21 protein-coding genes and 1 tRNA gene are annotated in these 24,475 nt (G+C 60.3%); 8 read left to right on the top strand and 14 right to left on the bottom strand.

Annotated elements, in window-relative coordinates; genetic code table 11:
- Nucleotides 1-30: 30 nt before the first annotated feature.
- The 3 genes from ABEB22_RS10430 (at nucleotide 31) to ABEB22_RS10440 (ending at nucleotide 1,735) form a co-directional block, all read left to right on the top strand.
- Nucleotides 31-189, top strand: a complete 159-nt coding sequence (locus ABEB22_RS10430) for a hypothetical protein (protein ID WP_339112972.1) — start codon at nucleotides 31-33, stop codon at nucleotides 187-189.
- A gap of 183 nt (nucleotides 190-372) precedes the next feature.
- Nucleotides 373-873 carry a pyridoxamine 5'-phosphate oxidase family protein gene (locus ABEB22_RS10435; protein ID WP_406870228.1) on the top strand — a complete coding sequence of 167 codons (501 nt, stop codon included), beginning with the start codon at nucleotides 373-375 and terminating at the stop codon, nucleotides 871-873.
- Between the two features lie 127 nt (nucleotides 874-1,000).
- Nucleotides 1,001-1,735, top strand: a complete 735-nt coding sequence (locus tag ABEB22_RS10440; protein WP_406870229.1) for a YoaK family protein — start codon at nucleotides 1,001-1,003, stop codon at nucleotides 1,733-1,735.
- Between the two features lie 82 nt (nucleotides 1,736-1,817).
- On the opposite strand, the gene ABEB22_RS10445 is transcribed toward ABEB22_RS10440, so the two are convergent.
- Both ABEB22_RS10445 and ABEB22_RS10450 read right to left on the bottom strand, forming a co-directional pair.
- Entirely contained in the window at nucleotides 1,818-2,228 is a 411-nt protein-coding gene (locus ABEB22_RS10445) for a hypothetical protein (protein WP_339112969.1), read from the bottom strand.
- 240 nt (nucleotides 2,229-2,468) lie between these two features.
- The gene (locus tag ABEB22_RS10450) at nucleotides 2,469-3,536 is read right to left on the bottom strand and encodes an SDR family oxidoreductase (protein WP_406870230.1); all 1,068 of its coding nucleotides are present in this window, start codon (nucleotides 3,534-3,536) and stop codon (nucleotides 2,469-2,471) included.
- Nucleotides 3,537-3,635: 99 nt separating this feature from the next.
- Between ABEB22_RS10450 and ABEB22_RS10455 the strand changes: the two genes are divergently transcribed.
- On the top strand, nucleotides 3,636-4,034 hold the full coding sequence (locus ABEB22_RS10455) for a winged helix-turn-helix transcriptional regulator (RefSeq protein WP_406870231.1): 399 nt from the start codon (nucleotides 3,636-3,638) through the stop codon (nucleotides 4,032-4,034).
- On the opposite strand, the gene ABEB22_RS10460 is transcribed toward ABEB22_RS10455, so the two are convergent.
- From ABEB22_RS10460 to ABEB22_RS10475, 4 genes are all read right to left on the bottom strand, one after another.
- Nucleotides 4,031-5,290 carry an MFS transporter gene (locus tag ABEB22_RS10460; RefSeq protein ID WP_406870232.1) on the bottom strand — a complete coding sequence of 420 codons (1,260 nt, stop codon included), beginning with the start codon at nucleotides 5,288-5,290 and terminating at the stop codon, nucleotides 4,031-4,033. The genes ABEB22_RS10455 and ABEB22_RS10460 overlap by 4 nt on opposite strands.
- 185 nt (nucleotides 5,291-5,475) lie before the next feature.
- Nucleotides 5,476-8,523, bottom strand: a complete 3,048-nt coding sequence (locus ABEB22_RS10465) for a M10 family metallopeptidase (RefSeq protein WP_406870233.1) — start codon at nucleotides 8,521-8,523, stop codon at nucleotides 5,476-5,478.
- Nucleotides 8,524-8,660: 137 nt separating this feature from the next.
- Complete coding sequence (locus ABEB22_RS10470) at nucleotides 8,661-9,089, bottom strand: hypothetical protein (protein ID WP_406870234.1); 429 nt, start codon at nucleotides 9,087-9,089, stop codon at nucleotides 8,661-8,663.
- A gap of 1,487 nt (nucleotides 9,090-10,576) precedes the next feature.
- Nucleotides 10,577-10,666: transfer RNA gene (locus ABEB22_RS10475), tRNA-Ser, on the bottom strand.
- A 347-nt stretch (nucleotides 10,667-11,013) separates the two neighbouring features.
- Between ABEB22_RS10475 and ABEB22_RS10480 the strand changes: the two genes are divergently transcribed.
- Entirely contained in the window at nucleotides 11,014-11,577 is a 564-nt protein-coding gene (locus ABEB22_RS10480; RefSeq protein WP_339112963.1) for an outer membrane beta-barrel protein, read from the top strand.
- A gap of 65 nt (nucleotides 11,578-11,642) precedes the next feature.
- On the opposite strand, the gene ABEB22_RS10485 is transcribed toward ABEB22_RS10480, so the two are convergent.
- The 6 genes from ABEB22_RS10485 to ABEB22_RS10510 all read right to left on the bottom strand — a co-directional run bounded on the left by ABEB22_RS10485 (nucleotide 11,643) and on the right by ABEB22_RS10510 (nucleotide 17,269).
- The gene (locus ABEB22_RS10485; protein ID WP_339112962.1) at nucleotides 11,643-12,260 is read right to left on the bottom strand and encodes a TetR/AcrR family transcriptional regulator; all 618 of its coding nucleotides are present in this window, start codon (nucleotides 12,258-12,260) and stop codon (nucleotides 11,643-11,645) included.
- Nucleotides 12,253-13,149 carry a polyphosphate kinase 2 gene (ppk2, locus tag ABEB22_RS10490; protein ID WP_406870235.1) on the bottom strand — a complete coding sequence of 299 codons (897 nt, stop codon included), beginning with the start codon at nucleotides 13,147-13,149 and terminating at the stop codon, nucleotides 12,253-12,255. The genes ABEB22_RS10485 and ppk2 overlap by 8 nt, the downstream gene beginning before the upstream one ends.
- 108 nt (nucleotides 13,150-13,257) lie before the next feature.
- Complete coding sequence (locus ABEB22_RS10495; RefSeq protein WP_406870236.1) at nucleotides 13,258-14,226, bottom strand: alpha/beta fold hydrolase; 969 nt, start codon at nucleotides 14,224-14,226, stop codon at nucleotides 13,258-13,260.
- A complete protein-coding gene (gene metA, locus ABEB22_RS10500) occupies nucleotides 14,201-15,121 on the bottom strand; it encodes a homoserine O-succinyltransferase (protein ID WP_350937527.1) in 921 nt (306 codons plus the stop codon). Before metA ends, ABEB22_RS10495 begins: the two co-directional genes overlap by 26 nt.
- A gap of 55 nt (nucleotides 15,122-15,176) precedes the next feature.
- On the bottom strand, nucleotides 15,177-16,049 hold the full coding sequence (locus ABEB22_RS10505) for an ATPase (protein WP_350937530.1): 873 nt from the start codon (nucleotides 16,047-16,049) through the stop codon (nucleotides 15,177-15,179).
- Nucleotides 16,050-16,123: 74 nt separating this feature from the next.
- Entirely contained in the window at nucleotides 16,124-17,269 is a 1,146-nt protein-coding gene (locus ABEB22_RS10510; RefSeq protein WP_406870237.1) for an outer membrane protein transport protein, read from the bottom strand.
- A 323-nt stretch (nucleotides 17,270-17,592) separates the two neighbouring features.
- On the opposite strand from ABEB22_RS10510, the gene ABEB22_RS10515 reads away from it, so the two are divergent.
- Entirely contained in the window at nucleotides 17,593-18,462 is an 870-nt protein-coding gene (locus ABEB22_RS10515; protein WP_350937535.1) for a GNAT family N-acetyltransferase, read from the top strand.
- Between the two features lie 87 nt (nucleotides 18,463-18,549).
- Here ABEB22_RS10515 and guaB read toward each other — a convergent pair whose 3' ends face one another.
- Nucleotides 18,550-19,998 (bottom strand): IMP dehydrogenase, encoded by a 1,449-nt coding sequence (gene guaB / locus ABEB22_RS10520; RefSeq protein WP_339112955.1) that lies wholly within the window; start codon nucleotides 19,996-19,998, stop codon nucleotides 18,550-18,552.
- Between the two features lie 246 nt (nucleotides 19,999-20,244).
- On the opposite strand from guaB, the gene ABEB22_RS10525 reads away from it, so the two are divergent.
- A complete protein-coding gene (locus ABEB22_RS10525) occupies nucleotides 20,245-21,414 on the top strand; it encodes an RsmB/NOP family class I SAM-dependent RNA methyltransferase (RefSeq protein WP_406870238.1) in 1,170 nt (389 codons plus the stop codon).
- 98 nt (nucleotides 21,415-21,512) lie between these two features.
- The gene (locus ABEB22_RS10530) at nucleotides 21,513-23,858 is read left to right on the top strand and encodes an ATP-binding protein (RefSeq protein WP_350937540.1); all 2,346 of its coding nucleotides are present in this window, start codon (nucleotides 21,513-21,515) and stop codon (nucleotides 23,856-23,858) included.
- On the opposite strand, the gene ABEB22_RS10535 is transcribed toward ABEB22_RS10530, so the two are convergent.
- Nucleotides 23,846-24,454, bottom strand: coding sequence for a hypothetical protein (locus ABEB22_RS10535; RefSeq protein WP_339112952.1), 609 nt, complete (start codon nucleotides 24,452-24,454; stop codon nucleotides 23,846-23,848). The genes ABEB22_RS10530 and ABEB22_RS10535 overlap by 13 nt on opposite strands.
- Between the last annotated feature and the right edge of the window lie 21 nt (nucleotides 24,455-24,475).

Consider the following 24,475-nt stretch of genomic DNA (forward strand, 5'->3'; position numbering starts at 1 on the left):
CTCCGCTCTGGTCTCTCGAGGAGGATCGCGATGGGATATTCGCCCACCAAAAAGCAGCTTGATTTGAAAGAATTCCTCAGCCAACCCGGCAAGAAGAATACTGGCAGGAAAAGCTTCGGTTACCGCAGCGGTCCAAGCAAAACGAAACCGGTCGAGACCGATCATCCGGTCGATAAGAAGGACGATTGAACAGGCGCGACAGCCGCCGTTCGCTATCCGTTCGCAAACGAGGGGCAGGCCACAGGTCTGCCCCTTTTGCATGGCATCTCTGCGTCGTCTACCTCTGCGATCTCTCTTCCGGATCATGTGGCAAGGAACGCTTCCGCCAAGGATGCGTTGTGGCACCAAGAGATCAGACCGAGGAGGATCGTTATGAGCGTTTACAAAGATCTGGAGAAAGACCCGAAAGAGACCCTGATCAAACAGGCCAAAGCGCTTCGGGCAGGGATGCTCGGGGTTCAGGGATCCACCCAGCACATGCAGCCGATGACCCATTATCCTGATTGGGATGCGGGCGAGATCTGGTTTATCACCTCGAAGGAAACGGATCTGGTGAAACAGCTGCCGCCCGATGCGATGGCGCATTTCTGTCTGATGGGCGGCGATCAGGACTTTCAGGCCTGCCTGAGCGGTATGCTCTCCGAAGTGAATGCGCCGCAGAAGCTCGAAGAACTGTGGAGCCCGATTGCGGCGGCCTGGTTCGAGGGGGGCAAGGAGGATCCGAATATCACGCTGCTGCGGATGACGCTGCGCGAGGCCGCACTCTGGGGGTCAAGCAGTAGCGCGCTCAAATTCGGGATCGAGATCGCAAAGGCCAATATGAAGGACGAGCATCTGCCCGATATCGGGACGCATAAGGTGATTTCTTTCTGAAATCAGTTGTATAGCCGCATGATGCGGAAGAGGGGGCGGACCGCGCGGTCTGCCCCTCTTTTATGGGGCGGGGTGGCACCGAGGGGAGAGTCTTGGGGAGAGGTTTGCCATTCGTGACAGGGCGGCTATGCTGCGGCCAGTCAGGACGGGTGGGGCGATGCTTATTCGGGTCGGTGAGGAACGCACGGAAGCGATCGATATCAGTCTGGCGGGGGTGCTGTCGTTTGTTGCGGGCGGATTGAATGCGGTCGGGTTCATTATCGTGGGCTCGTTTACGGCAAATATGACTGGCAATGTCTCCGCTATGGCGGACGAGATCGCGACCGGGCATCCCGGGGTCGGCCTCTTGCTGGCGGTCTATGTGTCGGCCTTCATCGCGGGCGCGATGGTGGCCGCATTGATGATCGCCGCCGGCGAAAAACGCGGTGTGAGATCCATCTACGCGCTGGGGATCGGAGTCGAAGGGATTATTGTGGCGGCACTCGGGGCCGCCTTGCTTGCCTTTGGCCAGACGCCGCTCCAGCTGGCGACGATCCTGCTGCTCAGCTTCGTCATGGGCCTGCAGAACGCGGTGACGACGATGATCTCCAAAGCAAAGGTGCGCAGCACACATGTCTCGGGCATGGCAACCGATATCGGGATCGAACTGGCGGCGTTATTGGGGGATGCACAGGCGCGCAAGGCAGCGCTGCCCAAACTCCGTCTGCACAGCGTCACGCTCGCCGCGTTCACGCTCGGGGGTATCGTCTGCGCGGTGCTCTTTACCGCAATAGGGATGTGGGTCTTTTGGGTTGCGGCGTTCGGGCTGATGATGGTTTCCGGTACCGAGTTGTATCGGGCCTGTCGCTTGAACCGTCCCTAGCCCATAGTAAACATGCCGCCCTCCGGCACATGGCGGAAGGCGGCTCACTGGCTACATCTCAAAAGCCGTTACCGGCGATGCCTTACTGGGCCGTGATAGTTTGCATTACCAGCTTGTCATCGACCTTGATCGGGCCGTCTTCCTTGGCACCGAGCGTGTATTCGAAGGCGCCGGTCTGCATGCCACCGGCTTCGCTATGGACCATAAGCATCAGCATATCGCCCGGCTCCACGGCTTCGGTCAGGATGGCCGGAACATCCATGTTCTCGCCCGCGCGCAGCGGTGCATAGCCGACAACGGGACCGGGCTTCATGTCGGCATCGGTCCGGTGCACAACGAGCCAGCCGTTTTCGGGTGCCATGATCTTCTCTGCGCTCACGATGCCATTGGCGACCGACTGGTCCGATGCCATGACCATCGGCGTCATGTGGTTGTCGGCATGGGCGATACCGGCAGTTGCGATGGCGAGAGCTGCGAGGGTCAGGGTTTTCATTTCGGGTTTCTCCTCCGTTGAATGTGCCGAAGTCACGACCCCCGTAAGAATTAGTTTCACAAAATCTCACACAGACTCGCATGGAGGTGATAAGTATTTGATATTCAATCAGAAGAATGTGAAATATTTTTGGAAATATCGGCAGGCTGGGGCATGGGTGCGGGCCCATGCCCCGGCAAACTCTCTGGATGCGACAGGCGCCTGCAGGAGAGGGAGTCCCTTCCGCAAGCGCCTGCGACCTTATTTGGCGGGGATGATCCGCTCCGCAACGAGCCTCTCGAAGAGGTCAAAGAAGGCGTCATCCGTGGCGATGTAGCCCGTGAAGCCCAGTTTGCGGCTTCGGGACATATCCGTGACGACCTCGATCGGTCGACCGAGATCGGCATCGGTGTGCCAAGGCGAGGCGAGTCGGTCCAGATCGCGCTCCGCAAGACCGTATTTTTCGGCAATCCCTGCCCAGATCTCGCTGTCTTCGGCCATCTGCTCTTCCAGCGGACGGGATGTGCCGTCGAACTCCACCGCCTCGATGCCGAACCACTCGGCGATCCGGTGCCACATCCAGTTCCAGCGGAAGACATCTCCGTTGACGATGTTGAACGCCGTGTCATGCGCCTGCGGGGACGTTGCCGCCCAGATCGTTTGAGCCGCAAGCTGGCGGGCATCGGTCATATCGGTGAGCCCCTCCCATTGGACCTGCGAGCCGGGGAAGCGGAACGGACGCCCGGTCTCGCGGCAGATCGTGGCATAAACCGCCAGTGTCTGGCCCATATTCATGGCATTGCCCACGGCCTTGCCGATCACGGTATGCGGGCGATGGACGCTCCAGGTGAACCCATCACGCTCTGCGGCCTCGAATAGCGCGTCTTCCTGTGCATAGTAAAAGTTTTCCACATCCAGCCGGCCCTGTTCCTCGCGGAAGGGCGTTTTGGGCAGCGTCCCCTGTCCATAGGCCTCGAACGGGCCGAGATAATGTTTGAGACCGGTCACGAGGGCGACATGCTCGACACTTTTCTGGGGCCGGAGAGCCGCAAAGAGATTGTTCAGCATCTGAGCATTGACGCGGATATTCTCGGCTTCGCTCTCCATTCGCAGCCATGTGGTCAGGAAGACATGGGTGGGGGCGATCCCGTCGAGTGCGTGCGCAAGTGCTTCGGGGTCAAGCAGATCGGCGGCAACCGGCGTTACGCCGGTTGTTGTGTTCGGGCGACGGGCGAGGCCGAACACCTCGAACCCCTCCCTCATGAGCTGTTCGGCGATTGCAGTGCCTTGGATGCCGGTCACTCCGACGACGAGGGCGCGTCTGGTCATATCTTGCTCTCCTTTTCTTTCGACTTTGTGCTACCTAGACACGCGATCGTGCCGCCGCTAGACGGCACCGAATTGGAACGTAGGCACCAAGAGGTAACCATGCAGGCGGGCAGCAAAGATCGGGAATGGCGTGAGGATTGCGCGCCCAGACGGGTGCTCGAGATCTTCTCGACCAAATGGACAAGCATGATCCTGCATACGCTGCACGCCGTTCATGACGGTCAGGCGCGTAGCGGTGCGCTGCAGCGTAGCCTGCCCGGGATTTCCAAGAAGATGATGATCCAGACCCTGCGCGACATGGAAGAGAGCGGCCTGATCGCGCGTCGTGTCGAAGCTGTCGTGCCGCCCGCCGTCAGCTACAGCCTGACGCCGCTGGGACACCGTTTTGTGGATCTGGTCGAGACCGTCTATGACTGGGGGCGGCGCAACAGCGATGCGCTGGACGGGCTGCAGGCACGTGCGTCCTCGCGCCGTGGTTCGGGGGGAGTGCCTGGCTAGGCCTTGTCGGGCGCGTCCTCCTCGGCCTGCTCGACTGCCCATGCCGTTGCAGCTTCCACGGCAACGGGCGAGGTGGAGGGCAGGACGTTGAGATAGCTCTCTGTGTTCTCGACCCTGATCGGCGGACGCTGTGTCATGCGGAACAGCGCATAGAGCACGATCAGGGCAAAAGTCGCCGACAGAAAGAGCCAGAACCCCTGCGGGCCGATTGCCTGCATGGTCCAGCCGCTGATCAGCGGCCCGCCCACCGCGCCGATCCCGAAGACAAAGACAAGCCCTCCCGAGGCTGCGGGCATGTCATCTGGCGGCAGGTCATCGTTGGTATAGGCAAGAAACAGCGAGTAGAGAGGGGTCGTCACCCCGCCACCAAGGAAAGCCGACAGAAGCAGCAGTGCCTGGCTGCCGCCACTCAGGAATCCGAGCGCGCAGGCCACCGCCCCGAGCAGGGCTGTGCCAAGGATCAGCTTGCGCCGGTCCATCATATCGGAGAGCCAGCCGATCGGATATTGCAGAAGCAACGCGCCCGCAAAGATCATCGCCACGAAGAGCGCGATCTGCTCGGTTGAAAGTCCGATCTGGACGCCGAAGACGGCCCCCATCCCCGATTGCGTGGCGTAGATCCCGCCCAGCAGGAAGATCCCGATCGTGGCGAGCGGCGCATGGCGGAAAAGCGCCTTGAGCGACATCGGCCGCGTGACCGTGACGACAGGGGTCGGGGCGACCGAGAGCAGGATCGGACCGAAGGAGAGGGAGACGAGGATCGAGGCGACGATAAACAACGTGGCCTGCTGTGCATCGCCCAAGGTCAGCAGCCATTGCGCGCCGATGATCCCGAGCGTCTGGGCCATCATATAGGCCGACAGCACCTTGCCCCGCGTGGTGTTGGTAGAAGCGTGATTAAGCCAGCTTTCCGCAGAGACATAGACCCCCGACATGCAAAAGCCGATGACCAGACGCAGGCCGGTCCATGCCCATGTCTCGGGGATGAGCGGCAGCGCGATCAGACCGGCTGACATGAAGCTGCCCAAAGCGGCAAAGACCCGCACATGGCCCACGCGCCGGATCAGCTGCGGTGTCTGGTAGGCGCCCAGAAGGAAGCCCACATAATAGCCCGAGGTAATGATCGCCAGCGCGCTTGCGGTAAACCCCTCGAGATCCCCGCGCAGGCCGATCAGGGTAAACTGCATGCCGTTTCCGAGCATGATGAGAAGGGTCCCGAGCAAGAGGGCCCAGATGCTACCAAGCACAGAAAACATCACGCACCTCTCGCGACAGACGGACTATTCCGAGAGCCTTTCAGGCTGCGCCATACTGTCGCGGCCATGAGCGGCATGGAGGTGGCGAGACGCGACATCTTTGGCGCAATATGCGGGGCGTCTCCATCCGGAAGAGGGCAGGCGGGGCGGGCCACTCCTGTGGCGCGCCCTCGTCACTTCAGATTTCAGACGAACCAGCTGCTGTCGATCTCGGTTGCTGCCGAGAGACCGCGCAGCGTGGCCAGGTGGATCGCATCGCCACTGCCTGCTGCACCATCGGTGTCGATATCGAGATAGCAGGTGCTGGCATTGATCGCGGTCAGCGAGACCACTCCGCCGGACACGGCATCGTCCAGACCGAAGCCGAGATCTGCGAGAATATAGGAGATATCGATCTTGTCGCCCAAGCGGATCGAAAAATCTGCAACCAGATCACCGGCATCGCCGAGATCGGTGAAGGCAAAGGTATCGGCGCCCGCACCCCCGCGCAGGATGTCTGCCCCCAGACCGCCGGTCAGAATATCATCACCCGCGCCGCCATTGAGATCATCCGCACCGGCACCGCCCAGCAGGGTGTCATTGCCGGTGCCACCGGCCAGCTTGTCGATCCCGTCTCCGCCATCAAGCACATCATCCTCGGTGCCGCCATCAAGACGGTCATCACCCGCCCCACCCGAGAGGCTGTCATTGCCCTGCAGACCGGTCAGGATATCGGCGCCGTCATCGCCAAGGATGGTGTCGGCCCCGTCAAGTCCGGACAGGCGGTCATCACCCGCCCCGCCATAGATCAGGTCATCGCCCGCATCGCCATTGACACGGTCATTGCCTTCGCCGCCCGACAATGTGTCATGCCCGTTGCCGCCGCTGAGCAGGTCATTCCCTGCACCGCCATCGATCTGGTCATCATCATTATCGCCATAGGCGCGGTCATCGCCGTCACCGGCAAAAAGGATGTCATTGCCATCGCCGCCCTTGAGCATATCGCTCTCCGCGCCGCTATCGAGGAGATCGTCACCGGCATCGCCTTTCAGCTGGTCCTTGCCGCTGCCCGAGAAGATGATGTCGATCCCTGCGCCACCCGCAATGTTGTTGCGACCGTCACCGGCATTGATCACGTCATCTCCCGCACCGGCATCGATACGGTCATTGCCATCGCCTGCGGTCACGATGTCATTGCCTGCACCGGCATAGATCATGTTATTGCCATCGCCTGCGTCAATCAGGTCATCACCGAGATCGGCATAGATCTTGTCGGCCCCAGCACCGGCATAGACGGTATCATTGCCGTCGCCCGCATAGAGGCGGTTTGTGCCGTCGCCCGCGTCGATATAGTCGTCGCCCGCATCGCCATAGGCGAGATCATTTCCTGCACCGGCATAGACCACGTCATTGCCGATCCCTGCATAAAGCCGGTTATTGCCCTCGCCGCCATCGATCAGGTCGTCACCGGCCTCGCCATAGAGCTGGTCGTTGCCCGTCTCGCCCAGAAGCGAATCCGTGCCCTCGCCGCCATAGAGCATGTCATTGCCAGCCCCGCCAAGCAGGCTGTCATCGCCGCTCATACCGTAGATCTTGTCATTGCCCGCACGCCCGTCGATGGTGTTGTCGGCCTCATTTCCATAGGCCTGATCGCGTCCTGCGCCGAGAACCGCATTCTCGATCTGGGCGCTGGCATCCAGCGTCAGGCTGCGTGCGCCGATCTTGCTGACGGCACCGCTGGCGAGGTCGAGTTTGATTATGCCGGTATAGGCGCTGAAATCGAGCGTGTCGGAACCGCCATCGAGATCGGTGATCGTGTGGCCGGTGCGCGCCCATCCCAGAACATCGGCATTGGTATAGCTATAGACCGTATCGAGCCCCGACCCGCTGCCGCCCGCACCGCCTGCAGTGCCGTCGAGAATGCCCGAAACAGGGGTGCTGGCCGAGACGCCTGCGAGGAACGCCAGGGTCACGGTGCCGCCCGCGCCTGTGCCATAAGGGTCGAAGATCAGGTTCGAGCCGCCGGAGGTCGCGCTGAGATAGAGCAAACCGTCGGCCACGGCATCGCTGCCGGTATAGCCTACGGAATCAAGAAGGGCGGAGACATCGATCCGGTCGCCATCCGTGCCGGAGAAATCTGCGATCCGGTCGCCTGCATCCGTCACCGCGGTGTAGGAAAACACATCGGCACCGCTGCCGCCCACCAGCGTGTCGCTGCCCGCGCCACCTACCAGCGTATCATTGCCCGCTCCGGCATAGATCGCGTCATTGCCCGCGCCGGTGATGATCAGGTTATCGGCCGTATTGCCGGTTACCGTGTCATTGCCCGAACCCGTGAGCGCATTCTCGATGATGGTGCCGCGCGCGATGGACAGGTTTCCGGTCTTGCCCTCGATATCGGAATAGGTCTCTGCATTGAGGTCGATGCGCTGGTTGGCGCTGCGCGAGGAGAGGTTGATCGTGTCGGTGCCACCATTGTCATAGAGGCAGACCGCCCAGCCATCTTTCAGATCCATCCCCGTCTGGCTGAGCGAGGTGCTGTCGCCATAGACCGTATTGCCGGTATTGACCGTGGTCGAGCTGCCGTAAAGGGTCTGGATGGCCACGATATCGGCCAGCATCGGGGTGGCTACGAAAGCATAGCTGAAGGTGCTGTTGGGGTTTTCGAGCTGGTCGAAATAGGACATCACCGAGATCGCCCAGCTGTCATTGGCAAAGACCGCATCGGTGCCGAAATTGGCCGAGCCGTTATAGCTGCCCGCATGGCCCAGACCCAGCGCGTGGCCGATCTCGTGGATATAGGTCTGAAGGTAGTAATCGCCGTAATTCTGCCAGCTGTTATTGACGTTCACGACCGAGCTGAGGATCGTGTTGCCGCTGGTCGAGGAGGTGGCATAGGCGCCCGAGGCCGAGGTCTGGAAGGTGATGCTGGCCGTGCCTGTGGTTTGCACGAACGTCAGCCCCGTCACCTGTTCCCAGGCCTCGAGCGCCTCGAGCGCGGTCGTCTTGGCCAAGCCGGTGAGCTTGGTCAGGTTGACCGTCAGCTGGCCGCCTGTCGAGACACTGAAGCTGCGTTGCTGTGCGCCCACCGAGGTCCAGAAATCATTGGTCAGCTGTTTGGCGGCCTGATCAAGCGTATAGGTCGGCAGCGAGGCTGAGGTCATGGAGTTGCCGGTGCCGCTCTCGAGATTGGTCAGCCCGTGGCTGTCATATCCGGTTACGGCAGGATTGAGGGATTGGCAAAGGAGACACATCGGCTGGTCCTCACTGGCAGGGTCTGGCGATCTCGGGCGAATGTTCTGGCGGGATCTGGGTTGGAAAGGGTCGGGCTCCAGCAGGGGAGCCGATCATGATGATGCGGGACCAGTGATGGCCCTGTCAGGGATGGACCTCAGAGAGGCAGGTCGAAATTCTGCGTAAGATCCGCTGCGAAATCGCGCAGCAAATCATCGCCGATTTCGCGGTCCATGGCCGAGAGCCCGATCGTAGGGCCGGTTGCCCCATGGCCGGTGGCGTCTTCCCAGCTGAGAAAGCCGCTGATCACAGTGCTGTTGAAAGTGGTCGAGGAGTAACGCACGAGGATCTGGCCGCCGTCGAGCGGCGCGTCCTGCATGGGAACGGAAAGAACCTTCTCGCCTTTGGCAAGCTGGCTCAGGGCCGATCCCAGTGCCTCGCGGAAGACAGTCGGTAGCGCGGGATCGCTATAGAGAAGGATCGCTGCGCGGTCAGCGGAGTCTTGCGGCGCACCGAGAAGACTGAAGGGCAGGGCGGCCAGCAGAGTGGTCGCAGTGGTGCCGATAAGGGTGGACGCAAGACGCATGGGGCAGACTCCGCTCGAAAAGGGGCTGAGTTCTTCAGCTTTAGCGAGACCGTTCTGGCTCTGTAGGTTTATTGGCTTACGGGGCGTCAAAGGAAACTTGGCGGCGCAATTGTGGCTGAAACGGGGCGCATCCCGAAAACTGGAAAAGTTACGGGTGTTATGTTTTCCAGTGGATTGGGACGGAGCTATACGCGCGCCAAAGACCTGGTCAGCTCGGCTGTGCAAGCAGATACGAGCCCGTAGGACCAGAAAACCGGACTGCGGTTCCGGGCTTTCGGCTCTTGATGAAATTCATCATGGAACCAAAACGTTTTGCGGGAGATTATTGGATTTCTGCCCCTGAGCATGGGGCAAAACGCACCGTGTGACCTTGGCCGTCTGGCAGATTTCTTTTTCGGAGGAGAGAGGACTGGCTGTGGGAATGCCGGAACGGGTCAGGGAGCTGATGTGGCCGTGCGAAGGCGATGACAGTTGAAAAACGAGAGCCGGAAGGGGGACGCTGGGGCGCGACAGTTTGCTGATGGGGGAGCGAAGGCGCGGTCAAGCAGAACCTTGTCGCGTTCGAAGTGCTAGCGCCGAGCCTGAGGCTGGTCTGCACTTTCTGGAACCGACATATGTCTAAGCTTGGGACGCCGCGAAGATATCCCGCAAAGCGCAACCCGTCTAAAGGGACGCGGCTTCGGCCGCATTCATGTCAAATGAGCCATGCCACGAGCTCGAGGGGATCCATGGAGGGGGGCTATGGCGCCTGCGCGTGTCTGCCTGCGCCTTCCCTGTAGCCATTTCGCTGCGCCAGTCACTCGATTCTCTTCTCGCCACGGTCCGTGCCGGTCCTGACACCAGACGCCAGTCCCATCAGCTGCTCGGCGGCCAAGCCGATCATCTTGCGCAAGGTTGAGGCGCGGGGCGACCTTATCAGGGCATCCTATGATCACACGGAACTACACCATTGGCTGGGACACGGTCGCCTAGCCTGACGCGCCGCGCAAGCTAACAGGCCCAAGTCAAACGGCGCTGGTCCGATTGGCTGGTATCGGGTGTCACCCTGTCAGCCATTTGAAATGTAAGCCCGTGAGAGATGGCAGGGCATGGGCAATAGGGCGGATGCGGCTCGTTCTGCCCTATTGCCTATGCCCTGCAAGCGCATGGCATGGGGGTGATGCTGCGGAAGACTGAAACGTTTGAAAAGACGATGGTCAAAAAAGCTCGCATCACATGTGGCCAAAGACCCGGAAAGGCGAACCGTGCCAAACTCTGGCGGTCGTGTGAAAGAACCGCTGGGCACCTCACGGCGCGCTAGCTACGGGACGAAAGGCGCTGAAGGGTGAAGCCGTTATCGCCTTTGCCAAGCGCACGCCTTGGTATGCGTATCGAGAAAAGGTCTCAGCAAGGAAACAGCAAGCACGTCTAGCACTTCGGCTTTCGATGTGTCGGATATTGAGCCAACTCTGTTTTCATTGAAATTATGCAAAGAAAACAGAGATAAATGGCGGAGAGACAGGGATTCGAACCCTGGGTAGGCTTTCACCCACAACGGTTTTCGAGACCGCCCCGTTCGACCGCTCCGGCACCTCTCCGCACTGGATCATCTTTCGATCGGGTAGCGGGGATGTACCCAGAAGCCGGAGGGAGCGCAACAGCTTTTTTCAGCTTTTTCCAAATTTTTTTCCGGCGTTCAGAAAATGCCGTTCGTGATCAAGCAAGAGGCTGAAATAGCATCTGAACGAATGAGTTCACTTCTGGATGTCTAAGAAAATACTTATATATTTCCTTACCTTGCGTAATCTTCGGGAACCATTCACGCTCACGTGTTGCGCCGTTTCTTGTGAACGCGACCCCTCTCGCAATTCTGGACAGCAGGTATATGTGAGGCGGGTGAGCTTGAGAGGGACAGCCCTCAGGATAACAATAAAGGAGAGTTACGATGAAAACTCTGGTTCTGGTTTCGACCGCACTTATCGCAGGCGCCGGCGCAGCAATGGCTGGTGGCTATTCGCAACCCGTCGTGGAAGCAGCTCCGGTTGCAGCCCCCGCTCCGGTCGTTGTGCCGGCAGCAAACTGGACCGGCTTCTATGCTGGTGCACAAGTTGGCTACAACAACATGGAAGGCGACTTCTCGGATGACCGTGGCGGTTCGCTCGGCGTTCAAGCTGGCTACAAATACGACCTCGGCAAATATGTCGTTGGTGGCGAAGTCGACTATTCCGCGCTCGACGCGAACACCTATGACAACATGGGCCATATCAAAGCCCTCGCCGGTGTGAAAAATGGCCAGTGGCTGTACTACGGCACCCTGGGTGGCGCCTATTACGACGCAGACGACAATTCCGACTGGGCACCGTCCATCAGCGCAGGCGTCGACTACATGTATAACGACAACTGGGTTGTGGGTGGCGAAGTCTCCTACGCCGATACCGACGATTTCGACGGTACCGATCAAGACTTCAACAACACCACGGTTGCTCTGAAAGCATCCTACAAGTTCTGATTTTTTCCGGAAATCGGACTTGGGAGGCGCGCCATAGGCGCGCCTTTTCTCTTGCGGTGAGGTAATTAGCGGTCGGGAGGCAGAATTCCCAAGCCGCGCAGGTAGATCCCCACGCCGCTTTCCAAGAGATCTTCGGGGCTGTAGGGGCTTGAAGAGCCAGCGGGCGGACGGGCATGCAGCTCGATAACGCCGTGTGACATTGCTGCGATATGGGCCGAGACCATTGCAACCGGTGGGCGGCGCTCGGCAGGGATATGCGCCAAAAGGGCTTCAGTTGCCTGATCCATTACCTGACGCGCCTTCAGCGCCACTTGCCCCACGACATCGGAGGTTTGCGGCGAGAGCCCGCTTTCGAACATTGCCATATAATGGCCGGGGTAGCGCTTGGCGAAAGCCAGATAGGCGCGGCCGACCGCGCTGAAGGCGGTCAGCGCCGATGGTTTGCCGCGATTCCAGGCATGTTCCAGTAGATCCCCGAAAATCAGGAACCCCTGACGGGCGCATTCGGTGATCAAATCCTCGCGTCCGGCGAAATGGCGATAGACGGCGGCAGGCGTCACACCTGCGGTCTTTGCCGCCTCCGAAAGCGTAAAGCCCGTGGGGCCTTTTTCCTCGATCAGGCGTAGGGCCGCCTCCACCAGTGCTCGGCGCAGATCGCCGTGATGATAGCCTTGTTTAGACATTCAGGATGTCGAGCCCGCCGCAAATTGTTGGATCGATCCCGCCTATAGCATCGCGATCCTTGCCGGGATAGCTGATCGCGTTGAGAATCGTCTGGATCGCGGCGATACGCGCGCGTTTCTTGTCGTCGGAGCGGATGATCGTCCAGGGCGCATGCAGATTGTCCGAGCGTGTCAGGGTTTCGGTGATCGCTTGCGAATAAGCCTCCCATTTACGCAGGCCCTCGACATCGATCCAGCTCAGTTTCCACTGTTTCAGCGGGTCTTTCTCGCGGTCGAGGAACCGGCGCAGCTGCTCGGCGCGGTCCACGTTGAGCCAGAGCTTCACAAGGATGATCCCGTCATCGACCAGCATCTTCTCGAATTCGGGAAGCTGGTAGAAGAAATGTTCGCGCTGTGCCTGTGTGCAGAAATCGAAAACCTTCTCGACAACGCCACGGTTATACCAGCTGCGGTCGAAAAGCGCGATCTCGCCCTTGGCGGGAATGCGCTCGACATAGCGCTGGAAATACCATTGCGAGGCCTCGCGGTCATTGGCTTTGGGCAGCGCCACCACATAGGCCGAGCGCGGGTTAAGGTTTTCCTGAACCCGTTTGATCGTGCTGCCTTTTCCGGCGGCATCGCGGCCCTCGAAAAGCACCATCATCCGCTTACCCGAGGCTTTCAGCCCGTAATGCATTTTCACGAGCTCGATCTGCAGCGCCTGCATATGCCTGTCATAGTCCTTGCCCTTCATCGCCACCCGATAGGGGTAGGAGGGGCTGAGCATATCCTTGGGGCCACACCTCCGTATCGCGTCACGGATCTCCTGCGGTGCGCCATTCTCGAGATAATCGGTAATCTGGCCGATAAAGGGCACTGGCTGCGTTCCGGGCTGCGGGATCTCGCTCATGGGCTCTCCTCTGGGTTACCCTACTATGCAAAAGCGGCGCAGACGGAGCAAGAGGCCGCAAAGAAGATCATGAAAACTCGAGGTTTTCCTGACCCACGTAGCAGCGGGTCAGTTTTCGAGCCGCTTGATGGCCTCTAGCACATCAGGCACGCGGGTCTGCTCGATCATATGGCCCGCACCTTTAAGCACAGTCAGACGCGCATGCGGCAGGGCGCGGGCCGTAGGGCGCGAATGGATCTCTAGCCCCACGGTGGTGTCCTGATCGCCATGCAACAGCTCGACCGGCACGCTCACCTTGCCATAATCGGGGACCATCTGAGCAATCTCGGCCTTCAGATGCGCCCGCTGGCGTGCATTGGCCCGCATCGTGACGCGGCGCAGGGTCATATCGGGGCCGAAATGCGCGATATAGCCTTCGGACATCGCTTCGGGCTCGAAGACCTCTTCGACTGCGGATGTCACAGCGCTCTCGGGGGCCCAGGCGGTGATCAGCGGCACGGCAAGCGTCTGGCCCAATGGGGGCGCTGTCAGCTTGTAAAGCCATGGCAGATCGCCCTCCCATGTCTGGGACGCCGCTGACAGAAGCACCAGAGAGCTGAGGCTGTCGGGCGCTTGCGTGGCCCATGCCAGCGCCACGGCCCCGCCATAGGAATGGCCCAGAACCATCGGGGTCTTTGCGCCCAGTTGGTCCACTGCCTGTCGCAGCACGGCGGCTTGCTGGAAAATGCTGTCATCTTCCATCGGCTGCGAATAACCGAAACCGGGGCGGTCGACGATGAAGAGACGGTGGTCCTCGACAAGCGCGGGAGCCAGCCGGAAGGTCATGTCGCGCAGGCTGCCCGATGCGCCGTGGATCAGCACGATCTGGGGCGCATCTTCCGGACCTTCGACCTTCACATGCACGATCTGGCCGGCATGCGGGCCATCCGCCAGCGTCACCATCGTGCCGGTAGGCGGATAGCGGGCCTCTGCGCGCGCCTCGCGATGTTCAGCCCTCAGCACGGTGCAGCCCGACACCACCCCCGCGCAAAGCGCCAGTAAAAGCGGATATTTAAGCGCCGATATCGCGAAGGTCATAAGGGGTATCCTGATAAATCTGGTTGATCCAGTTGCCGTAAAGAAGATGGGCATGGCTGCGCCAACGGTTTTTAGGCATCCGGCTGGGGTCGTTCTCAGGATAATAATTCACGGGAAGGGCAACCGGTTTCCCCGATGCCAGATCACGATCATATTCTTCTTTCAGCGTTGTGCTGTCATATTCGAAGTGGTTGAACACATAGAGTGCGCGCGAAGCGCTGTCCTCGACAAGACAAGGGCCGGTTTCATGGCTGTCGAGCAGCATCTTGAGCCCCGCGGCCTCCATCTCCGATCGGCGCATCTCGGTCCAGCGCGAGACGGGCACCAGACAGTCATCGGAAAATCCGCGCAGGAATACCGAGGTCGGGTCACAATTGTCGTGGCGGTAGAGTCCGAACTGTTTCTTGGGCAGGATATGTTTGGGAACACCGTTGTTGTGATAGGCCATCGCCATGCCGCCCCAGCAGACGCCGAAGGTGGAAAACACATGGGTCCGCGCCCAGTCGAAGACGCGGCGGAGCTCGTCCCAATAGGTGACCTCCTCGAAGGGCAGATGTTCTATCGGGGCACCGGTGATCAACAGCCCGTCAAAGCGCTCGTCCGCGGCCTCGACCTCGGCGAAGGGGCGGTAGAAGGCCTCCATATGTTCGGCCGCCGTATTCTTGGTCTGGTGCTCGCTCATGCGGATCAGCTGGAAATCGATCTGCAGGGGCGTCGCACCGATCAGACGCGCGAACTGGTTCTCGGTCTGGATCTTCTTGGGCATCAGGTTCAGGAGCCCGATCCGCAGGGGCCGGATGTCCTGCGTCGCCGCACGCCCCGGGCTCATCACCATGACGCCTTCCTTCGACAGGATGTCAAAGGCGGGAAGCGTTTCGGGGAGGGTGATGGGCATTGGTCTAATCCTGAAAAGGGGTATTGGCGGGATTTAGCAGATAGGTGCTAACAGGTTATTTGGGAAGGGCGGAGGCGATCAGCTGCGTGAAGTCCTGTTCATCGCGCACGGTTGCCACCTGTTCGGCCTTCAGCGTGATGCCCCAGTTCCGCGCCATCGCGTCGTAGCGCGGCTGGCGGTGTTCGAGCGCCTGACGGTAGGTCCAGCGGACAAAATCATCAGGGTTCACCTCGTCTTCCTTGAGGCCGCGCTCCACACGGTATTCCACCCATTTCCGTTCGAGGAACTGGGGTTGATAATACATGGGCTTGGGGGCACGATCAAAGCGGCGCACCAGCTCGTCGGTATGGGCGTCAGAGCCCTCGATCCAGACCATCAGATTGTGGGTGGACAGCTCCGACAGGATCGGGTCCTTTGGATCCTCGGGGTTGACCACCTCGCAGATCGAACCACCGGAATCACAGATGAAATTCGGGATGTTATAGATGCTGCGGGCGCGACGAATGAAATGGGTCGTGTCCAGCAGGGCCGCCGTCTCGGCGCGCATATGCTGGTTCTGGCGCAGCATGTATTCCTCGAAGGGCAGACCACCCTTTTGCGGCGATCCGGGTTTGCCCAGATAGGTCGAGAGAGGCGCCAGATTGTCGAATGTGATGTTGGAGGCGATATAGACCGCATCCTGCAACAGCAGTTCACGCAAGAACGGGACCTTCATCGCCTCGCTTTTGAAGTTGTCGGCGATATACTCGCCCATATAGCGGGTGCCGATCCGGTAATCGACGGAGTAATGGAACCAGCCGCCCGCCGCGCGGAGCATCGACGAAAGATAGGTCTTGCCCAGACCCGACATGGCAAACAGCAGAACCTGCTTGTTTTTTGCCGAAAGCCACTCGGCCTGTGTTTTGTAGATCGGTGATCTGTAACTCATCGGCATGCCCACCCCGTCTGCATTTGGTTGCAGCTTTATCGGGTTATGGGGCGGAGGTCACGGGTGTTTTGCGCTCAGAAACGGTAGCTGATCCGCATCCCCGCACCCCAGCCGGAATTGTCATCGAACCCGGCGATGCGTGTGTCGGCGCCGCCAATCTCGACATAGCGCAGTGCAAAGCTGCTCGACACGGCCTCATGGGTCCAGGTCGCGGCAAGCGTGAGGCTTCGATAGCCATCGGTCGGACCGAGATTGCCCACGATATTACCGCTCGAGGGTTCATAGGTCGCGATCACCGCGCCCGACCAGCTTTCGGTGAAACGATGCCCGAGACCGAGCGAATAGGTCACCGTATCCTCGATCGGATCAACGAGATTGCTACCGTCGCTGCTGAAGGCGGTGGCGCGGTAGAGGCCGGGAGCCACCGAGAACGCACTCCAGTCGGTCCAGCGGATGGTGCCGAAGAGAAGCGTGTCGGGGGCGATACCGGTTTGCGCTTCCAGGAGCACCGATTGCGGGATCTCGCTCGTCCAGCTCGTGGTGGCGGTCTGGCTGCCATAGGGCGTGCTATAGGTTTCCCGCCCGTCGAAGTCATGCGTGATCGAGGAGAGATAGGTGAGCGCCACGCGCGCGCCGATCTCGGGCTTTTCCCAAGCCACCCCAAGGATATACCCCATATCCGTCTCGCGCGAGGCGTCCACATCATAGCCGAGGGTGACGCCCGGCAGGCTGGGCGGGGCAAGGTTCAGACTGGCGATCCCTGTCATCTGTTCCACGCGAATACCTGCGAGGGTGGAGATGGCAGGGGTCAGGCGGTAACGCAGAACGCCGGTCAGGGCGCTGCTATCCAGAGTTGCGGTGGAGCCCTCGAGAATATAGCCGGAGCCGGTCCGCGGATAGGAGACATCGGCCCCGTAGGGATGATCGAAGCTGATCATCAGATCCGTTCTGTCCCCCAGAGGCAGCTTGGCGCCCAATGTCCAGAGACCGAAATCCGTCGTCATATCTCCCGATCCTGTGCCCGCCAGCGGCCCGAAGGCCGGAGAAAGCCGCCCCGAGACATCAGGCCGGAAGCCGCCCAGCTCGAATTGCACGACACGCCCCTGTTCGAAGAGGAGGCCAGTCGAAAAGGCAGTGCGCTCGATGCCGCCCGCAAATACCGGCGCGGTCGAAAGAGCGCAGAGGGCACAAGTCGTCATCAGCGTGAGCGGTGCAAGCATGGCAAAGGTCCATCAAGGGAAATATCAAAGAAATCGGACGTGTGAGGCTACGTCTGGCGCAACTCGCCCCCTAGGTGTGTTTGCGCTATAAGTCACCAGAAATTATGAAAGATCGTGAATCCGATCAACCATATGGCAGAAAGCGCACAGGCGATGATAGCTGCGGCCCAGACCGTATATCGCGGGGCCGGTATCTCCGGCAGGTTCATTTTGCTCGACATTTCCGGTCCCTTTTTTCGAGAGTTCGGATGGCATTAAGCACGCGTTAGGTGAATTTGTGCTTAACAGAGACTATGAACAGGATATCGGTTACAGAATCGCGCTTGGATGCCGAAGGGTGGAATGCCGCTCTGCAGGCATTCAATGCTGCATATCCACCTGCCTATCAGCAATTCGGTGCCTATGGCGAGATTGCGCGGGCGGGGGGGCGGCGAGTGGCCCGTTTGGTGCTCTCGCTGAAGGAAGAGCGCATCGCGCTGGCGCAGGTGATCGGACGGCGCGGTCTGTGGTGGCTCGGGCGTGGGCCTGTCTTTGCCAAGGGGGTTTCCGAGGCGGATCGGGCACGGGCTTTGCGGGCACTCGCACGGCGTTTTGCGCCGGGTCTGTTTATCGCAACGCCCGAGGCACCGGTTGCTGGGCGTGGCCTGATCCCCATCGTCACCGCGCGCCATCAGGCGCTCTGGGCCTTGGGCCCGGATGTGGCCAATCTGCGGTCTTCTCTGGACGGAAAATGGCGCAACCGCTTGGCTTCGGCCGAACGAAAGGGGATGCGGATCACGCTGGAGGAAGATCCGGCTTGGCTTCTGGATGCCGAGCATCAACAAAGAAAAAAACGTGGTTACAAGGCCTTGCCGCGTGACTTTACCACCGCATGGGAGATGGCGATGCCCGGATCGGTGCTCTCTCTTGGGGTGCAATCCGATGCGGGAGAGCGGCTGGCAGGGGTTGTCATGATGTGCCACGGGCGCTCAGCGACCTATCAACTGGGCTGGTCCGGTGAGGAAGGGCGCAAGACGGGGGCGCATAACTTCCTGCTCTGGCAGGTCTCGATCGCGCTTAGGGCGCAGGGTATCCGTTATATCGATCTGGGCGATATCAATTCCGAAGAGGGCGCCGGGCTGATGCGTTTCAAGCTTGGCACAGGCGCGAGTGTGCATCGCCTCGGGGCAACCATGCTGGTGCTGCCGATCTAGGCACCTCCGCCTGAGCGTCTTCGGGCAAAGAAAAATCCGGAGCATTCCCATGCTCCGGATCGGGGTTCTGTCACCAAAGGCCCGCAATCAGCCGATGCGGTAATTCGGGCTTTCACGGGTGATCTGCACGTCGTGCACATGGCTTTCCTTCAGGCCCGCGCCGGTGATACGGACAAATTCGCAGCCCTTGCGCATATCCTGGATCGTGGCCGAACCGGTATAGCCCATAGCCGCGCGCAGACCGCCCACCATCTGGTGGATCACGGCACCGGCTGCCCCTTTATAGGGAACCTGACCCTCGATCCCTTCAGGCACGAGCTTGTCGGAGGCGGCATCCTTCTGGAAGTAACGGTCGGCCGAGCCGCGTGCCATCGCACCCAGTGACCCCATCCCACGATAGGACTTGTAGGAGCGGCCCTGATAGAGGATGACCTCGCCCGGAGATTCATCGGTCCCGGCAATCGCCGAGCCGACCATGGCACAGCTGGCACCTGCCGCGATGGCTTTGGCGAAATCGCCCGACATCTTGATGCCGCCATCGGCGATGATCGGGGTATCACCTGCGCCGGCCACACAATCCATGATCGCGGTCAACTGCGGAACACCAACACCCGCCACAATACGGGTGGTGCAGATAGAGCCCGGACCGATGCCGACCTTCACAGCATCCGCGCCCGCATCGATCAGCGCCTTGGTAGCGGCCGCCGTTGCCACATTGCCTGCAACAACCTGCACATCCGAACGGTAGGCCTTGATCGCCTCGACAGCCTTGGCAACACCCGCAGAGTGGCCATGCGCGGTATCGATCACGATCAGATCGCACCCCGCATCCACAAGCGCGGTCGAACGTTCATAGCCTGCATCGCCGACGGTCGAGGCCGCAGCCACGCGCAGGCGACCTTTCTCGTCCTTGCAGGCGAGCGGGTTCAGAACAGCCTTCTCGCTATCCTTCAGCGTGAGAAGACCCGTCAGATGGCCATTGGCATCGGTCACCAGAAGCTTCTCGATCCGGCGCTCTTTCATCAGCTTGCGGGCCTCGTCGCGGTCGGCGGGCTCTTGCAGGATGGCGAGATTATCGCGGGTCATCATCGCCGAGACGGGCGTTTTGGCATCCGAGGCAAAACGCATGTCGCGATTGGTCACGATGCCGACCACGCGGTTGTTCTCGTCCACCACGGGGAAGCCCGAGACATTGTAGCGGGTCACCAGATCCTGTGCATCGGCCAGCGTCTGGTCAGCACGCAGGGTGATCGGGTTGTAGACGATGCCGGATTCGAACCGCTTCACACGGCTGACTTCCTCGGCTTGCTGGTCCACCGACAGGTTGCGGTGGATCACGCCCATTCCGCCAGCCTGAGCCATGGCGATCGCCATGCGGCTTTCGGTCACGGTATCCATGGCTGAGGAAAGAAGAGGGATATTCAGGCGGATCGATTTGGTAACGAAGGTCGAAACATCGGCCGTCGAGGGCAGCACACTGGATGCTGCTGGAACTAGAAGGACATCGTCGAAGGTAAGCGCCTCGCGAATCTGCATGACCGGGTCTCCGTGGCAGGGTTCGTTTGACGCTTCCTCCTTTCACCACTTCACAGGAAAAGCAACCCCATGAACGTAATGATTCGTGCATAGGGGCTGTGCATCCCGAGAAAAGGGCAATGGGTCGGGGTGTGGGGCTCACGCAACGTCGGGAGTTTGATTGCCACAAGGCACTGGCTAAATCGTGAACAACACTGGCAAAGTCACCGATCTTTGCGTAGCGATAGGAAAAAGGAAGAGGTTCCCATGACCCCGGCAGCCCGGGTCGCAGCAGCGATCGAGATTTTGGATTTGGTTCTGTCGGGCGATCCGGCGGAGCGGTGCCTGACGACATGGGCACGCAATAACCGCTTTGCAGGCTCGAAAGACCGTGCAGCGATCCGCGACCATGTGTTCGATGCGCTGCGTTGCCGCGAGAGTTTTGCCCGTCTGGGCGGGAGCGCGGGCGGACGGGGTCTGATGATCGGGGCCTGCCGCGCCGAGGGGCGGGATCTGGCCGAGGTGTTTTCCGGCATCGGGCATGCGCCTACGCCGCTCTCGCCCGAGGAAGAACAGGCGCTGCTGGGGCCGGTTCCCGAGGGGGTGGAGCTGCTTGACTGGCCCGAATGGCTGGTTCCCCGGCTCAAGGACGATCTGGGCGCGGATTTCGGGCCGGTCAGTCTGGCGCAGCGCGAACGCGCGCCAGTGTTCTTACGGGTCAATCTGGCGAAATGCACGCGCGAGGATGCACAAGCCCAGCTGCGCTGCGATGATATCGATGCCGAGCCGCATCCGGCGGCGCTGAGTGCGCTGAAGGTGACGCGGGGCGCGCGCAAGCTGCGCAATGCCCGTGCCTATCAGGAAGGTTCGGTCGAGCTGCAAGATCTTGCCTCGCAGATCGCCATAGAGGCGCTGCCGCTCGAGGGCGTCTCGCGCGTGCTCGATTACTGCGCGGGCGGTGGCGGCAAGGCGCTGGCGCTTGCGGCGCATGCACCGCATCTGAAGATCGACGCGCATGATATCGATGCAGGACGGATGAAGGATCTGCCGGTCCGTGCCGGGCGCGCGGGCGCGCGGATCAATGTGCTCCTGCCCGAGACCGTGGCGGGAGAGTGGGATATGGTGCTGATCGACGCGCCCTGTTCGGGATCGGGCACCTGGCGGCGGACACCCGATGCGAAATGGGCACTGACGCCCGCCCGCCTCGATGAGCTGGTGCGTCTTCAGGACCGGATCCTGCGCGAGGCTCAGGCCTATGTCGGGCCGGGCGGATATCTCGTCTACATGACCTGTTCGCTGCTTAAATGCGAGAATGACCAGCAGGCTCAGAAAGTTTCGGTTAACCCTGAATGGGAATGGATTGACCATCGCCAGCTGACCACTCAGGATGGCTCGGACGGGTTTTTCTATTCGATATTCAAGCGTGTGGCCGAATGATTTGTGGTCGCTGGCCTCGTATATATCCGCCGCAGGAGACACAATTAGAGGTTGTGCTTTGATGCCTGTTAATTTGCCCTTAACTGATTTGATGCTTCATGCCTGAGAACAAAGACAAAAACGAGGTTCATAAGGTGGCGCATCCCGATCAGCCCGTGGAGAACATTGGCAGAAATGCCGGTGTTGCGAGCTCTGGTGCCGTTTATCTGCTGATGGCGGCGCTGGGGGCGATCGTGGCGGGGCTGGTGGTGCAGGACCGGATCGTGATGATTGCGCTGTTTGCGGTGGCGACAACTTTTGTGGCGATCTCGGTCGGAATGAAGCTGACCCAGGTCTGGGCGCGCAGGCAGCGGCGACAGATGCATCTGCAGATCGCGAATTTCGTGGCGCAGGATGCCTCGCCCTCCTTCACGACCGATGCGGAAGGAGAGATCGGCTATCAGAACCGCGCGGCGCTGGAACGGTTCGGCTCGCGCGGGCAGCAAAGCCTGACCCATGCATTGGGCGAGTTGTTTGCCAATCCCGGATCGGTGCTGAACCGGTTGCAGGCAAAGGCTACGGCTCTGGGCGCTGCGCGCGAGGATCTGGTAACCCGTCGCGGCCATGTGCGGTTGTCGGTGCATCAGATCGGCGATGGTGATTTCCTCTGGCGGCTGGAAGATATGGCCGAGCGCCCCTCTGGCGGGCGCGGGGCCGAGACCATTAGCCTGCCGATGCTGACCGCGTCTAAAAACGGCACGATCCTGTTTATGAATGAGGCACTGCGCCGCCTGACGGGCGAACGGTATCGCACGCTCGACCGTATTTTCAATGACCTGCCTCTGCGTTCGGGCGAAGAGCACGAGATCGGAACGCCGAACGGCCCGATCCGCTGCCTTGTGTCCGAGATCGAGGCTCGCGCGGGTCGGCGCGAGATCTATCTGCTCCCGGTGTCGGAAAACCGGCCGATTCCGCATGATCCGGCCTCGTTCGAGGCGCTTCCCGTGGCGCTTTTGCGTGTGGACGGGCAGGGGCGCATCATTGCTTCCAACCGCGCCAGCCGGGCGCTCCTGGGGCTTTTGCCGCCCAATCCGACGATGGTCGATATGTTCGAGGGATTGGGGCGGCCGGTGAATGACTGGGTCGTCGATGCGCTGGCAGGACGTGCCGAACATCGCCCTGAAGTGCTCCGGACCCGTCACGGCGATAAGGAGACCTATCTTCAGATCACGCTCAGCCGTGTGGTCGAGGAGGGGCGTCCCGGATTGGTTGCGGTTCTTTCGGATGCGACGCAGCTGAAAACGCTGGAGGCGCAATTCGTCCAGAGCCAGAAGATGCAGGCTATCGGCCAGCTGGCTGGCGGTGTTGCGCATGATTTCAACAACCTGCTGACGGCGATTTCGGGCCATTGCGATCTGCTGATGCTGCGCCACGATAAGGGCGATCCCGATTTTGCCGATCTCGACCAGATCTCGCAGAATGCCAACCGTGCGGCGTCGCTGGTCGGACAGCTGCTGGCCTTCTCGCGCAAGCAGACCTTGAAACCGCAGGTGCTGGATCTGCGCGATACGCTTTCCGATCTGACCCATCTGCTAAATCGCCTCGTTGGGGAGAAGGTCTTGCTGTCGCTCCAGCACCCCCTCGATCTGCGCCAGATCAGGGCCGATAAACGCCAGCTTGAACAGGTTCTTATGAACCTCGTGGTGAATTCGCGCGATGCCATGCCGGAAGGCGGAGAGATCCGGATCGAGACGGAGAACCTCTATCTCAAGGAAGATTTCAAACGCGATCGAGTCTCGGTACCCAAAGGCGATTACGTCTCCGTCAAGGTGATCGACGAGGGTATGGGGATTGCGCCCGACAAGCTGATCAAGATTTTCGAACCCTTCTACACGACCAAGCGCACGGGCGAGGGCACCGGCTTGGGGCTTTCGACGGCCTACGGGATCATCAAGCAGACTGGGGGCTATATCTTCTGCGACTCGGTGCTCGGCTCGGGCACCTGTTTCACGATCCTGCTTCCCGCGCATGATAAGACACAGGCCGATGAGGAGGATGTTGCCAAGCCGATCGTCACGCAGGAACTGGCGCAGAATGACCGCACGGCCACTGTATTGTTGGTCGAGGACGAGGCCCCGGTGCGGGCCTTTGCGTCGCGCGCACTCAAATTGCGCGGCTATACCGTTTTCGAAGCCGAGAATGCCGAAGAAGCGCTGGAAATCCTCGAGGACGAGGGGCTGACAGTGGATATTTTCGTGACCGATGTCATCATGCCGGGAATGGATGGGCCGACATGGGTGGTCGAGGCGCTCAAGAAGCGTCCCGGTACGGCGGTTGTCTTCATGTCGGGCTATGCCGAGGATGTTTTCCTCGATGGCAAACCGCCGATCAAGGGCTCGGCCTTCCTGCCCAAGCCTTTCTCGCTCAGCGAACTCACGGCGACGGTGCAGAATCAGCTTGGCTGAGGCTGAGCCATTTCCTCATAGAGGTGGAAATCATCTGCCATGAATGCAACCAAGCGCGCCTCGACGGGCGCGCTCAGATCCGTGTTGACCATAGGCGGCACATTGATCCGTGGCAGCGATATCTCGAACATCAACCGGTCTTCGAGAAAATGTACGAAATCCTGAATGTTTTCGTAGCGGTAGAGTCGATCCACAAGCAGTTTGCCTTGACCGTCGGTCAGATAATGGGCCTGAGTTTTGAGTTGCGCATAAGCCGGAAGAGAACCTGTCATGAAATCCAGGGTAAAGGTCTCGAAGCTTTTCCCCTGAAGGGGGTTCTCGGGTAGATCGAAGCTATCCCGCAGCAGGAAACGATACCATGAGCGCAACCACTCCACGGGATGCCGGATCAGGGCGACGGTTGTGAAAGGGGTGTCGGAATTCTCTGTCAGATAGGGCTTGAGATGGTTGTGGAAATCGAGCGCCGTCATATGCTTGAGAGGAACCGGACGCTGCATCGAAACAGAGGCGAGGGGTTCCAGCGCGGTTTCGATCGCTGTCGATCCGGCCTTTGGTGTCGCAAGAAAAACCAGCTTTTGGTCCCAGAATATGAGCATTGTCCGCCTAAAATTTTATCG

The sequence above is a fragment of the Thioclava sp. 'Guangxiensis' genome, assembly GCF_045348365.1.
Taxonomy (GTDB): Bacteria; Pseudomonadota; Alphaproteobacteria; order Rhodobacterales; family Rhodobacteraceae; genus Thioclava; species Thioclava kandeliae.

Excerpts from the sequence above, each read along its gene's own strand:
- ABEB22_RS10430 (WP_339112972.1), top strand. The coding sequence starts at position 31 with ATGGGATATTCGCCCACCAAAAAGCAGCTTGATTTGAAAGAATTCCTC.
- ABEB22_RS10435 (WP_406870228.1), top strand. The coding sequence starts at position 373 with ATGAGCGTTTACAAAGATCTGGAGAAAGACCCGAAAGAGACCCTGATC.
- ABEB22_RS10440 (WP_406870229.1), top strand. The coding sequence starts at position 1,001 with ATGCTGCGGCCAGTCAGGACGGGTGGGGCGATGCTTATTCGGGTCGGT.
- ABEB22_RS10445 (WP_339112969.1), bottom strand. The coding sequence starts at position 2,228 with ATGAAAACCCTGACCCTCGCAGCTCTCGCCATCGCAACTGCCGGTATC.
- ABEB22_RS10450 (WP_406870230.1), bottom strand. The coding sequence starts at position 3,536 with ATGACCAGACGCGCCCTCGTCGTCGGAGTGACCGGCATCCAAGGCACT.
- ABEB22_RS10455 (WP_406870231.1), top strand. The coding sequence starts at position 3,636 with ATGCAGGCGGGCAGCAAAGATCGGGAATGGCGTGAGGATTGCGCGCCC.
- ABEB22_RS10460 (WP_406870232.1), bottom strand. The coding sequence starts at position 5,290 with ATGTTTTCTGTGCTTGGTAGCATCTGGGCCCTCTTGCTCGGGACCCTT.
- ABEB22_RS10465 (WP_406870233.1), bottom strand. The coding sequence starts at position 8,523 with ATGTGTCTCCTTTGCCAATCCCTCAATCCTGCCGTAACCGGATATGAC.
- ABEB22_RS10470 (WP_406870234.1), bottom strand. The coding sequence starts at position 9,089 with ATGCGTCTTGCGTCCACCCTTATCGGCACCACTGCGACCACTCTGCTG.
- ABEB22_RS10480 (WP_339112963.1), top strand. The coding sequence starts at position 11,014 with ATGAAAACTCTGGTTCTGGTTTCGACCGCACTTATCGCAGGCGCCGGC.
- ABEB22_RS10485 (WP_339112962.1), bottom strand. The coding sequence starts at position 12,260 with ATGTCTAAACAAGGCTATCATCACGGCGATCTGCGCCGAGCACTGGTG.
- ppk2 (WP_406870235.1), bottom strand. The coding sequence starts at position 13,149 with ATGAGCGAGATCCCGCAGCCCGGAACGCAGCCAGTGCCCTTTATCGGC.
- ABEB22_RS10495 (WP_406870236.1), bottom strand. The coding sequence starts at position 14,226 with ATGACCTTCGCGATATCGGCGCTTAAATATCCGCTTTTACTGGCGCTT.
- metA (WP_350937527.1), bottom strand. The coding sequence starts at position 15,121 with ATGCCCATCACCCTCCCCGAAACGCTTCCCGCCTTTGACATCCTGTCG.
- ABEB22_RS10505 (WP_350937530.1), bottom strand. The coding sequence starts at position 16,049 with ATGAGTTACAGATCACCGATCTACAAAACACAGGCCGAGTGGCTTTCG.
- ABEB22_RS10510 (WP_406870237.1), bottom strand. The coding sequence starts at position 17,269 with ATGCTTGCACCGCTCACGCTGATGACGACTTGTGCCCTCTGCGCTCTT.
- guaB (WP_339112955.1), bottom strand. The coding sequence starts at position 19,998 with ATGCAGATTCGCGAGGCGCTTACCTTCGACGATGTCCTTCTAGTTCCA.
- ABEB22_RS10525 (WP_406870238.1), top strand. The coding sequence starts at position 20,245 with ATGACCCCGGCAGCCCGGGTCGCAGCAGCGATCGAGATTTTGGATTTG.
- ABEB22_RS10530 (WP_350937540.1), top strand. The coding sequence starts at position 21,513 with ATGCCTGAGAACAAAGACAAAAACGAGGTTCATAAGGTGGCGCATCCC.
- ABEB22_RS10535 (WP_339112952.1), bottom strand. The coding sequence starts at position 24,454 with ATGCTCATATTCTGGGACCAAAAGCTGGTTTTTCTTGCGACACCAAAG.